Source organism: Streptomyces sp. NPDC048338, assembly GCF_043201055.1.
In the GTDB taxonomy this organism is placed as follows: domain Bacteria; phylum Actinomycetota; class Actinomycetes; order Streptomycetales; family Streptomycetaceae; genus Streptomyces.
Genome location: NZ_JBICYQ010000006.1, coordinates 240209 through 251913 on the forward strand (window position 1 = coordinate 240209; position 11705 = coordinate 251913).

The window sequence follows — 11705 nt, forward strand, 5'->3', positions numbered from 1 at the left end:
ACGTTCATGGCACCCCCCGAAGCGGCAGCGTCCGCGGCGAGCGGCACCGAGCCCTCGGCCGCGCCGACGGTGCTGGAGGCCCGCGGCGTCGGGAAACGCTTCCCCGGCGTGGTCGCCCTCGACGACGTCTCGTTCACCCTCCGCGCCGGCGAGACGCACGCGCTCGTCGGCGAGAACGGCGCGGGCAAGTCCACCCTGATCAAGGTACTGACCGGCGTGCACCGGCCGGACAGCGGCGAACTGCTGCTGTCCGGGGCGCCGGTCCACTTCTCCCGCCCCTTCGAGGCGCAGCAGGCCGGCATCTCCACGATCTACCAGGAGGTGAACCTGGTCCCGCTGATGAGCGTGGCCCGGAACATCTTCCTGGGCCGCGAACCCAAGAACCGCTTCGGCCTCATCGACTTCGGCCGCATGCACGCCGAGGCCGGGAAGCTCCTCGACGGGTTCGGCGTCACCGTCGACCCGCGCCGGCCGCTGCACACCCTGGGCATCGGCACCCAGCAGATGGTCGCGCTCGCGCGCGCGGTGTCGGTCGAGGCCCATGTGGTCGTCATGGACGAACCCACCTCCTCGCTGGAACCCCGCGAGGTGGAGACCCTCTTCCGGGTCATCGGCGACCTCCGGCGCAAGAACATCGCCGTCGTCTACGTGAGCCACCGCATGGACGAGCTCTACCGGATCTGCGACCGCGTCACCGTGCTCCGCGACGGCCGGCACATCCACACCGGCGACCTGGCCGAACTCGACCGCATGCAGCTGGTGTCCATGATGCTCGGCCGGGAGATCTCCGAGGTGCGCAGGCACGGGGTGACGAGTTTCGGCGACGAGGGCCACGACATCGCCCGCAAGCCCGTCCTGACGGCCACCGGCCTGCTCAGGAAGCACCAGCTCGACGACGTGTCGCTGGAACTGCACCCCGGCGAGGTCCTCGGCCTCGGCGGTCTGCTCGGCTCCGGCCGCAGCGAGACCGCGAAGGCGCTGGCCGGAGCGCTGCCGCTGGACGCGGGCGAGGTCCGCATCGACGGCACCCCGCTGGGCCGGTTCTCCTCCGCGGGCGCCATCCGCGCCGGGATCAGCCTGCTGCCCGAGGACCGCAAGGCCGAAGGCATCGTTCCCGGACTCTCGGTCCGCGAGAACATCGTGCTCGCGGCCCTCCCCCGGCTCTCGCGCGCCGGCATCGTCTCGCGCGCGCAGCAGGACCGGGTCGTCGAGATCTTCATGAAGCGGCTGCGCATCAAGGCGTCCAGCCCCGAGCAGAAGGTCGGCGAACTGTCCGGCGGGAACCAGCAGAAGGTGCTCCTGGCCCGCTGGCTCTGCCTCGAACCCAAGGTGCTGCTGCTCGACGAGCCCACCCGCGGCATCGACGTCGGGGCCAAGGCCGAGGTCCAGGCCCTCATCGACGAACTCGCCCAGGAGGGGCTCGCCGTCCTGCTCATCTCCTCCGACATCGAGGAGCTCGTCGAAGGCTCCGACCGGATCGTCGTCCTCAGGAGCGGCGCCACGGCCGGCGAGCTGACCGGCGACCAGGTGTCGGAGGACGCCCTGCTGGCCGTGCTCGCCGACCACTCCCCCGCCGCCACGCCCGCGGCCCACCCCGCCGAGGGCGACGACGCCCCGGCGGCCGCACCGCACGTCCCGGCCCCGGCCCCGGCCGCCGCCGGCGAGGAGGACCCCCGATGACCACCCAGGCGACCGCGGCACCGACCCGCGGCACCGCACGGCTGAGCGCCCCCGCGTGGTTCCAGGAGTACGGCGTGTACGCGGCGGTGGCCGCGCTCCTGCTCTTCAACGCGTTCTTCACCGAGCACTTCCTCACCGTCGACAACCTCCGCACCCAGCTCATCCAGGTCGCCCCGATCGTCATCGTGGCCCTCGGCATGGCCCTGGTGATCGGCACGGAGGGAGTCGACCTGTCGGTGGGCTCCGCCATGGCGCTGGCGGCGGCGCTGCTGCCGCTGTACCTGGGCTACGGCCTCGTGCCCGCCCTGCTGATCGCGCTGCTCGCCGGCGCCGTGGTCGGCGCGATCAACGGCACCCTGGTGTCCGTCGTGGGGCTCCAGCCCATCGTCGCCACCCTGGCCCTCTTCGTCGGCGGACGCGGCCTCGCCCTCGTCATGGCGGACGGTCAACTCAAGCAGATCGTCAACCCCGACCTGCTGTCGCTGGGCACCGGAAGCCTGCTCGGCATCCCGCTCGTGGTCCTCGTCGCGGCCGTGCTGGCCCTCGCCGTGGCCTTCCTCGTGCACCGCACCACGTTCGGGCGCCAGATCGTCGCCATCGGCGGCAACCGCTCCGCAGCCGCCCTGGCCGGACTGCCGGTCAAGCGCGTACTGACCGGCGTCTACGTCCTGTGCGGAGTGCTCGCCGCGCTCGCCGGCGTCCTCGCCACCGCCCGGCTCACCGCGAGCGACCCGTCGTCGCTGGGCACCCTCATGGAGCTGTCCGCGATCACCGCCGTCGTCGTCGGCGGGACCCCGCTCAGCGGTGGTTCCATCCGCGTGCTCGGCACCGTCGCCGGCGCGCTGCTCATGCAGCTGCTGCGCGCCACGCTCGTCAAGCACGACCTGCCCGACTCCACCGCCCAGATAGCCCAGGCGGCCATCATCATCGCCGCCGTCTACGTCGCACGGGAGCGCCGATCCCGATGAACCTCACCTCACCCCTGGCCTCCTCGGGGACGGGCGCCCCGGCGCCCGCGCCCACGAAGGGCACCGCCGTCACGGACCGCGCGGGCACCGAGGTCTCCGGCCGGGAACGCCTCGCCTCGCTCGTCCAGCGTCAGGGCGTGCTCGCCGTCCTGCTCCTCGTCGTCGTCATCGCATCGTTCGCCTACCCCACCTTCGCCACCCTCGACAACGCCCGCGGCGTGACGGTGCAGGCGTCGTTCCTGGCCATCGTGGCCCTCGGCATGACCCTGGTGATCATCACCGGCGGCATCGACCTGTCCGTCGGCTCCGTCTTCGCCCTCGGCGGCGTCCTCGCCGCCTGGGCCTCGCAGTGGGGCCTGCTGGCGGCGCTGCTGGTCCCGCTCGTGGCCTGCGGAGCGATCGGCTGCCTCAACGGACTGCTCATCGCCCGGGCCGGGATGGCCCCCTTCATCGTCACCCTCGCCTCCCTGCTCGGCGCCCGCGGGCTGCTGCTCGCCCTCACCGACGAAGGCGCCACGACCTACCTGGTCCCCAAGGACTCGGCCTTCGCCACCCTCGGCCAGGGCAGCATCGCGGGCTTCGGCTACCCGATCCTCGTCGCGCTCGCCCTCTTCGGCGCCGGCGGCATCGTCCTCCAGCGCACCTCCTTCGGCCAGACCCTGTTCGCCGTCGGCGGCAGCAGCGACGCCGCCACCCTGATGGGGCTGCCCGTCGCCCACGCCAAGGTGACGGTGTACCTGCTCAGCGGCCTGCTCGCGGGCTTCGCCGGCGCGGTCAACGCCGCACGGCTCTCCTCCGGCGTCACCATCATCGGCACCGGCATGGAACTCGACGCGATCGCCGCCGTCGTCATCGGCGGAACACTCCTCGTCGGCGGCGCCGGCTCCGTCAGCGGCACCCTGTGGGGAGTCCTGCTGCTCGCCGTCATCCAGAACCTGATCAACCAGATCGGTTCGCTCAACTCCTCGTACCAGTCGGTGGTCAGCGGCGGGTTTCTCATCCTCGTCGTCGTCGCACAGCGGTACGTTTCACGCAGCCGAAGAACGCTCTGACACGGGACGAACCCCACCCGGACGCCCGGCCGCCGGGGTCCCGGTACACGGAGCGCCCTCCCGGGCGCCCCGACCGCACCGGGCACCCCGCACCGCCGGCCCCCAGCCGATCAGAGCCGAACCAGAGGAGTTCCGTGGGCGTCAGCCTCAAGGACGTCGCGCAGCGGGCGGGCGTGTCGATCAAAACCGTGTCCAACGTGGTGAACAACTATCCCCACGTCACACCACAGATGCGCGCCAAGGTGCAGCAGGCCATCGACGAGCTCGGCTACCGGCCGAACCTCACCGCCCGGCACCTGCGCAAGGGCCGCACCGGCATCATCGCCTTCGCCGTCCCCGAACTCGGCAACCCCTACTTCGCGGAGCTGGCCGGCGCGGTCATCGACGCCGCCGCCCAGCACGACTACACCGTGCTCGTCGACCACACGGCAGGGCTGCGGGAGCGGGAGCTGCTGGTCTGCCAGGAGTTCCGCTCCCACGTCATCGACGGGCTGATCCTCAGCCCCATCCACCTGGAGACCGCCGACCTCCTCGCCCGGCAGGAGACCTCGCCGCTGGTGCTGCTCGGCGAGCGCGAGTACGACGCGCCCTACGACCAGATCGCCATCGACAACATCGCCGCGGCCCGCACCGCGGTCCGGCACCTGCTCGACCTGGGCCGGCGCCGCATCGCCTTCCTCGGCTCCCGCACCGGCCGCGAACGGCAGCCCGCGCACCTGCGACTGCGGGGCTGGCGGGAGGAACTCGTCGCGGCGGGCCTGGAGCCCGACGAGGCGCTGGTCGTCGCCACGGACGGGTACGGCCGCACCGACGGAGCCGCGGCCATGGCGGCCCTCCTGGAACGAGGGGCCCGTCCCGACGCCGTCTTCGCGTACAACGACCTCATCGCCCTCGGCGCCCTGCGGACCCTCAAGGAACGCGGTCTGCGGGTCCCCGAGGACGTCGCCGTGGTCGGCTTCGACGACATCGAGGAGAGCCGCTTCGGCGCGATCAGCCTCACCACCGTCTCGCCCGACAAGCAGGCCATCGCCCGCCTCGCCGTCGACCGGCTCGTCGAACGGCTCGGCGGCGCGACCGTGTCCGAGCCGCGCCGGATCAGACCCGGATACCGGCTCGTCGTCAGGGAGTCCACCGGGGGCGGCCACACCGTCGCGCCGCAGGGCGGCGGCGAACCGGCCGCCGACGGCTGACCCCGTCCCGCACTTCCCCGCCCCGGCTCCGGCCGGCCATCCGCCTGCCCCGAGGACTCAACATGCCCCGACCCACCATCGGCCACCGGCCCTTCGGCACCGCCCCGAGCGGAGACGACGTCGACCTGTGGCGGCTGGAATCCCGCTCCGGTGTGTACGCCGAGATCCTCACCTACGGGGGCATCCTGCACACGCTGGGCGTGCCCGACACCCGGGGCCGCACCGACTCCGTCGTCCTGTCGCTCCCCTCGCTCGACCAGTACGCCGAGAAGAGCCCCTACCTCGGCGCCCTGATCGGCCGCTATGCCAACCGCATCGCCCACGGCCGCTTCGTCCTCGACGGCGCCACCCACCAGGTACCGGTCAACGACCGCGGCCACGCCCTGCACGGCGGCCCGGAGGGCTTCGACACGAAGGTGTGGCACGCGACCCCCCTCACCGACGGGGACACGGCCGCGCTCCGGCTGGACCTGCACAGTCCCCACGGGGACATGGGGTTCCCCGGCGCGCTCGACGTCACGGCCACGTACACCCTCGACGCGGCCGGAACACTGTCGCTGGAGTGCACGGCGACCACCGACCGGGCGACCGTGGTCAGCCTGAGCAACCACGCCTACTTCAACCTGGCCGCGAACGGCGACGTCCTGGGGCACACCCTCCAGGTGGACGGTTCGGCCTACCTGCCGGTGGACACCGAGGGCATCCCGCTCGGGCCCCTCGCGGAGGTGGCGGGCACTCCCTTCGACCTGACGTCGCCCCGGGCGCTCGGCGAGCGCGTCCTGGCCGACGAGGACGCGCAGATCCGGCGCGCCGGCGGGTTCGACCACTGCTGGGCCCTGTCCGGACAGGAGACGGGGCGGCTGCGGCGCGCCGCCCGGCTCGCGGCTCCGGCGGAGACCCGCGTGATGGAGGTGTGGACCACGGCGCCGGGCGTGCAGGTGTACACCGCCAACCAGCTGGACGGCTCGCTCACCGACGCCACGGGGCGGCCTCTGGAACGCCACGGCGCGGTGTGCCTGGAGACCCAGCACTTCCCCGACGCCCCGAACCGGGCCGACTATCCGAGCTCCGTCCTGCGCCCGGGGACAACCGCCCGCCGCCGCACCGAGTTCCGCTTCCCGCACCTCGCGAGGGGGACGGGCGATGACACCGGGGGGATGACCGGCTGACGCCGGGGGATGACCGGCTGCGCCGGGGGATGACCGGCTGCGCCGGGGGTGGGGTGGGAGCCCGAGGGGCGGGCGCTTGCGGGGGCGGGTCCTGGCTCTTGGGGGCGGGCCGGTCTTGGGTGGCTTCTGGTGGTTGGCCGCCCTCTCTCCGAGTGTGGCGGGTTACGGCGCCGCTTCAAGGGCGCTCCTTCGTCGCGTCGGCTTCGCCGATGTCGCTTCGCTCTACCCTTGACCCGTCGCCTTCACCCGCCTTTTCACACTCGGAGGGCGGCCCGGGGAGGGGGTCCAAGGCGGGGGGCCGGGGGCGCGCAGCGCCGTCGGCCCCCGTCGGGTCCGGGGGTGGTTTCCCGCACCCATTGAATGGGGCAGTCGGGCACGGCTTAGCGGATGCGACTCGATTCCTGGCTGGGATTCATGCCCCGCTGGTCAATGTCCGGTGGGGGTGAAGCCGAATCCGCCACCGTCATCGCCAGCTCGGGCCAGGGCGGATCCCATCCACCCCACCCGTCCCAACGCAGTCTGGGATCGGCTGCCCGATGACGCTACGGCGTACATTAAGCCCCCCGAGAGTCCGATATGCCTGCTAAGTCCCTTATCCTGCCCAGGTTACCGCAGGTAATGTACGCCTTAGCGTCATTCGGAGAGAGGGAGAGGGCACTGCCACCGCACCGGCCAGGGGCCGGATGCAGGGCGACGGCGATGGCCCGCCCGGGTCGGCAACCATCCCAAGTCCTCCTCGGATCAGGGATCACCCACCACCGGGAATGACCAGCGGGGCATGAATCCCCGCCAAGACACGAGGAATTGCCGCTAAGCCGTGCCGGGTCACCCCATTCAATGAATGCGGGAAGCCACCCCGAAAGCCTTCGGCCGCCGACGGCGCCCGGGGCACCCCGAACCCCCCGGCTGGCCCCTCCCCGGGCCGCCCTCCGAGTGTGAAAAGGCAGCCGGGACCGGGCGGTCAAGGGTGGCCGAAGGCCATCGCGCAGCGACGCGACGAAGGAGCGCCCTTGAGGGCACGGACCCGGCTGCCACACTCGGAGAGAGGGCGGCCAACCACCAGAAGCCGACAAGAGCCCCGGCCCCAACGCCCCAAAACCCGCACCCTCCAAGACCGCCCGGCCCCAAGCGCCCACCCCCCCCCAGTAAGCGCTTTCTGAAAGTCCTGCGCAAAGCATTGACGAACTCTCAACACCCCCCTAGCTTCATCGACGTTGCACTTCGTACGTCATATATGAGACGCGATACATGAGATCTGAGAGTGCGTCATGACCTTCGCCCCCAGCCCCATCCCGTCCCGCACCCAGTTCGTCCTGGAGGCGATCAAGCACGACATCCTGACCGGCGGCCTGAGACCGGGGCAGGCCCTGGTGGAGACCGAACTCGCCGCGCGTTTCGGGGTGTCGAAGACGCCGGTGCGGGAGGCCCTCAAGACGCTCGCCGGCAGCGGACTGGTCGTGATGAGCCAGTACAAGGGCGTCACCGTGCGGATGGTGGACGCGGACATGGCCCGCGCGGTCTACGACGTGCGGCTGCTGCTGGAACCGGAAGCCGTGCGCCGCACCGTGGCGACCGGGGCCCCGCTCGACGCCGCGCACGACGCGCTGCACCGGGCCGCCACCGCCGAGGACCAGGCCGAACGCTCCCTGGCGAACCGGGACTTCCACCGCGCGCTGTACCTGCCCTGCGGCAACCCGCTGCTCGGCCGGATGCTCGACGAGGTGCGCGACCAGGCCGCCCTCGTCTCGACGGTGGCCTGGGCCGCCGTGCCCTCCTGGGAGCGGGAGGCGGCCGAGCACGAGGAGATCCTGCGGCTGGCCCGCTCCGGCGACGTCGCCGGAGCGGGCCGCGCGGTCCACGACCACATCGCCTCGTTCGTCGAGCGCGCCTTCCCCCGGAGCGGTGAGTGACCATGACGTTCGAACTCCTGAAGGCCGCTCTCGCCGACGTCGTCGCGATCCCCGTCACGCCGTTCACCGCGCAGGGCACGCTCGACACGGCGGCGCATCGCACCCTTCTGCGCCGGCTGCTCGACGGCGGCGTGCGCACCCTGACCCCGAACGGCAACACCGGCGAGTTCTACGCCCTGACCCCCGACGAGCGCCGTCGGGTGACGGAGTTGACCCTCGACGAGGCGGGCGACCGGGCCACGATTCTCGTCGGCGTCGGCCACGACGTCCCCACCGCGGTCGAGGCCGCCCGGCACGCCCGCGCCGCCGGGGCGCAGATGCTGATGGTGCACCAGCCCGTGCACCCGTACGTCTCGGAGGGTGGCTGGGTGGACTACCACCGGGCCATCGCCGAGGCCGTGCCGGAGCTCGGGGTGGTGCCGTACATCCGCAACGCCGTGCTCGGCGGGGAGCGGTTGGCGGAGCTGGGCGAGGTCTGCCCGAACGTCGTGGGGGTGAAGTACGCCGTCGCGGACGCGGCCCGGTTCGCGGGCTTCGCCCGGGACGCGGGGCTCGACAGGTTCGTCTGGGTGGCGGGGCTCGCCGAGCCGTACGCCCCCTCCTACTTCGCCGGTGGTGCCACCGGTTTCACCTCGGGGCTGGTCAACGTGGCCCCGTCCGTCTCGCTGGAGATGCTGTCCGCGCTGCGGGCGGGAGACTATCCGGGGTCCATGAAGGTCTGGGAGCAGATCCGCCGTTTCGAGGAGCTGCGGGCGGCCAACGGCAGTGCGGACAACGTGACCGTCGTCAAGGAGGCCCTGTCGTCGCTCGGTCTGTGCCGTCGTGACATCCGTCCGCCGAGCCGGGAGCTGCCCGAGTCGCAGCGTGCCGAGGTCGCCGCGATAGCCGCGGGGTGGCAGGCGTGAGCGGGCGCGAGGACCTGGACCGGGAGTCCGGGGAGCGGGGCCGGGTGCGTGCTCCCGAGGAGCTGCGCAGCCACCAGTGGTACGGGACGGACGGGCTGCGTTCGTTCAGCCATCGGGCGCGCACGCGGCAGCTCGGGTATCTGCCCGAGGAGCACCTGGGCAAGCCGGTCGTCGCGATCCTCAACACGTGGTCGGACATCAATCCCTGCCATGTCCATCTGCGCGACCGCGCGCAGGCGGTGAAGCGGGGGGTGTGGCAGGCGGGCGGCTTCCCGCTGGAGTTCCCGGTCTCCACCTTGTCGGAGACCTTCCAGAAGCCGACCCCGATGCTCTACCGCAATCTGCTGGCCATGGAGACCGAGGAGTTGCTGCGGTCCTATCCGGTGGACGGCGCCGTGCTGATGGGCGGGTGCGACAAGTCGACCCCGGCGCTGCTGATGGGTGCGGCGTCGGTGGACCTGCCGACGGTCTTCGTGCCGGCGGGCCCGATGCTGCCGGGTCACTGGCGCGGGGAGACCCTGGGTTCGGGCACGGACATGTGGAAGTACTGGGACGACCGGCGGGCCGGTCTGATCGGGGACTGCGAGCTGGCCGAGCTGGAGAGCGGGCTGGCCCGCTCCCCGGGGCACTGCATGACGATGGGGACGGCGTCCACGCTGACCGCGGCGGCCGAGACCCTGGGGGTGACGGTGCCGGGCGCCTCGTCCGTCCCGGCGGTCGACTCGGGGCACGACCGGATGGCGGCGGCCTCCGGCCTGCGGATCGTGGACCTGGTGCGGCGGGACGTCCGGCTCTCCTCGATCCTGACGCGGGAGGCGTACGAGGACGCGGTCGCCGCCGTGCTGGCCCTCGGCGGTTCGACGAACGCGGTGATCCATCTGATCGCGATGGCGGGCCGCTCCGGAGTGCGCCTGACCCTGGACGACTTCGACCGGATCGCGCGGACCGTGCCCGTGCTCGCCGACCTCCGTCCGGGCGGCCGGTACCTCATGGAGGACTTCCACTTCGCGGGTGGCATGCCCGGTTTCCTGTCCCGGCTCGCCGACCGGCTGCATCTGGACCGGCCCACGGTCTCGCACGCCACGCTGCGCGAGCAGCTCGACGGCGCCCTCGTGCACAACGACGAGGTGATCCGGGTGCGCGAGCGGCCCCTGGCGCAGGAGGGCGGGGTCGCGGTCCTGCGCGGCAACCTGTGTCCCGACGGCGCGGTGATCAAGCACATCGCGGCCGAGCCGCATCTGCTCAAGCACACGGGCCCCGCGGTCGTCTTCGACGACTACCGCACGATGCAGCGGACCATCGACGATCCGGCGCTCGGCATCACCGCCGACCACGTCCTGGTGCTGCGCGGGGCGGGTCCGAAGGGCGGTCCGGGGATGCCCGAGTACGGCATGCTGCCGATCCCCCGCCACCTGCTGGAGCAGGGGGTCCGCGACATGGTCAGGATCTCCGACGCCCGGATGAGCGGGACGAGTTACGGCACCTGCGTGCTGCACGTCGCGCCCGAGTCGCACGTCGGCGGGCCGCTCGCCCTGGTCCGCAGCGGCGACGCCATCACCCTCGACGTCGAGGCCCGCTCGCTGCACCTGCACGTGCCGGACGAGGAGCTGGCGCTCCGGCGCGCGGCGTGGACGCCGCCGCCGGAGCGGTACGAGCGGGGCTACGGGGCCCTGTACCAGGAGCAGATCACCCAGGCCGACACGGGCTGCGACTTCGCCTTCCTGGCGCGTCCCGGGACGACCCCGGACCCGTACGCGGGCTGAGCCGCCGGCGATCCCGCCCAGGCCGGCGGGCGCGCCGCCGCACACCGCCCGCGAGGCACTTCACACGAGCCGTCCGTACCGAGAACGGAGCCATCGTCATGGCCTCAGCCGTGGCCCAACCGCCCAAGGCCCCCGGGGCCGCCCCGGCCCCCGAGGCATCCGGTCGCCGCCGCACGGGATCGACCCCCCGCCGTCTGCCGTACCTGCTGATCGCGCCCGCCGCGCTGCTCATGCTGGGCTTCATCGCCTATCCCGTGCTCAGCGTCTTCTACTACAGCCTGCAGCACTACAACCCCACGAAGCCGTGGCGGAACGGTTTCGCCGGCTTCGACAACTTCACCCGGATCTTCACGCAGGACCCGCAGTTCTGGGGGACGCTGACCTTCAGCCTGAAGTGGGTCGCCGTCGAGGTGACCCTGCAGCTGCTGTTCGGTCTGGCGCTCGCACTGATCGTCAACCAGACCTTCGTGGGCCGCGCCCTGGGACGCGCGCTGGTGTTCTCGCCCTGGGCGGTCTCCGGTGTGCTGACCTCCGCGATCTGGGTCCTGCTCTACAACTCCCAGACGGGCATCACCCGTTACCTCGCGGACCTGGGGATCGGCGAGTACGGCACGTCGCTGCTGTCCGACACGTCGACCGTCTTCTCGGCGGTGGTGGTAGCCGACCTGTGGCGGGGTGTCCCGTTCTTCGCCATCCTCATCCTCGCCGACCTGCAGTCCGTGCCGAAGGACCTGTACGAGGCGGCCGAGGTCGACGGGGCGGGACGGCTGCGGCAGTTCGTCCACATCACGCTGCCGCACCTGAAGGACGCGATCGTCCTCTCCACCCTCCTGCGGGCGGTGTGGGAGTTCAACAACGTGGACCTCCTCTACACGCTGACCGGCGGCGGGCCGGCGGGCGAGACGACGACGCTGCCGCTGTACATCGCCAACACCAGCGTCGACGCGCACAACTTCGGCTACGCCTCCGCCCTGACGACGGTGGCGTTCGTGATCCTTCTCTTCTGCTCGATGGTCTATCTGCGCCTGAGCAAGTTCGGAGGCGAGAGCAAGTGACGGCCCAGGACAT

At 72.0% G+C, this 11705-nt stretch carries 9 protein-coding genes; all 9 read left to right on the forward strand.

Features of this window, described 5'->3' with window-relative positions; all coding sequences use genetic code 11:
• The first annotated feature begins 6 nt into the window (after positions 1–6).
• The 9 genes from ACGFZF_RS16510 (at position 7) to ACGFZF_RS16550 (ending at position 11692) form a co-directional block, all read left to right on the forward strand.
• On the forward strand, positions 7–1680 hold the full coding sequence (locus ACGFZF_RS16510) for a sugar ABC transporter ATP-binding protein (protein ID WP_393554606.1): 1674 nt from the start codon (positions 7–9) through the stop codon (positions 1678–1680).
• The gene (locus ACGFZF_RS16515; protein ID WP_393554608.1) at positions 1677–2648 is read left to right on the forward strand and encodes an ABC transporter permease; all 972 of its coding nucleotides are present in this window, start codon (positions 1677–1679) and stop codon (positions 2646–2648) included. Before ACGFZF_RS16510 ends, ACGFZF_RS16515 begins: the two co-directional genes overlap by 4 nt.
• Positions 2645–3700, forward strand: a complete 1056-nt coding sequence (locus tag ACGFZF_RS16520) for an ABC transporter permease (protein WP_393554609.1) — start codon at positions 2645–2647, stop codon at positions 3698–3700. Before ACGFZF_RS16515 ends, ACGFZF_RS16520 begins: the two co-directional genes overlap by 4 nt.
• A 134-nt stretch (positions 3701–3834) precedes the next feature.
• Positions 3835–4890 carry a LacI family DNA-binding transcriptional regulator gene (locus ACGFZF_RS16525; RefSeq protein WP_393554611.1) on the forward strand — a complete coding sequence of 352 codons (1056 nt, stop codon included), beginning with the start codon at positions 3835–3837 and terminating at the stop codon, positions 4888–4890.
• Positions 4891–4952: 62 nt separating this feature from the next.
• A complete protein-coding gene (locus ACGFZF_RS16530; protein WP_393554613.1) occupies positions 4953–6059 on the forward strand; it encodes an aldose epimerase family protein in 1107 nt (368 codons plus the stop codon).
• A 1268-nt stretch (positions 6060–7327) separates the two neighbouring features.
• On the forward strand, positions 7328–7969 hold the full coding sequence (locus ACGFZF_RS16535; protein WP_393554615.1) for a GntR family transcriptional regulator: 642 nt from the start codon (positions 7328–7330) through the stop codon (positions 7967–7969).
• 2 nt (positions 7970–7971) lie between these two features.
• Positions 7972–8874: a dihydrodipicolinate synthase family protein gene (locus ACGFZF_RS16540; protein WP_393554617.1), complete on the forward strand. Its 903-nt coding sequence runs from the start codon at positions 7972–7974 to the stop codon at positions 8872–8874.
• Positions 8871–10637: an L-arabinonate dehydratase gene (gene araD / locus ACGFZF_RS16545; RefSeq protein WP_393554619.1), complete on the forward strand. Its 1767-nt coding sequence runs from the start codon at positions 8871–8873 to the stop codon at positions 10635–10637. Before ACGFZF_RS16540 ends, araD begins: the two co-directional genes overlap by 4 nt.
• A gap of 92 nt (positions 10638–10729) precedes the next feature.
• The gene (locus ACGFZF_RS16550; protein WP_393554924.1) at positions 10730–11692 is read left to right on the forward strand and encodes a carbohydrate ABC transporter permease; all 963 of its coding nucleotides are present in this window, start codon (positions 10730–10732) and stop codon (positions 11690–11692) included.
• The last annotated feature ends 13 nt before the right edge of the window (positions 11693–11705 follow it).

Excerpts from the sequence above, each read along its gene's own strand:
- ACGFZF_RS16530 (WP_393554613.1), top strand. The coding sequence starts at position 4,953 with ATGCCCCGACCCACCATCGGCCACCGGCCCTTCGGCACCGCCCCGAGC.
- ACGFZF_RS16520 (WP_393554609.1), top strand. The coding sequence starts at position 2,645 with ATGAACCTCACCTCACCCCTGGCCTCCTCGGGGACGGGCGCCCCGGCG.
- ACGFZF_RS16510 (WP_393554606.1), top strand. The coding sequence starts at position 7 with ATGGCACCCCCCGAAGCGGCAGCGTCCGCGGCGAGCGGCACCGAGCCC.
- ACGFZF_RS16540 (WP_393554617.1), top strand. The coding sequence starts at position 7,972 with ATGACGTTCGAACTCCTGAAGGCCGCTCTCGCCGACGTCGTCGCGATC.
- ACGFZF_RS16515 (WP_393554608.1), top strand. The coding sequence starts at position 1,677 with ATGACCACCCAGGCGACCGCGGCACCGACCCGCGGCACCGCACGGCTG.
- ACGFZF_RS16535 (WP_393554615.1), top strand. The coding sequence starts at position 7,328 with ATGACCTTCGCCCCCAGCCCCATCCCGTCCCGCACCCAGTTCGTCCTG.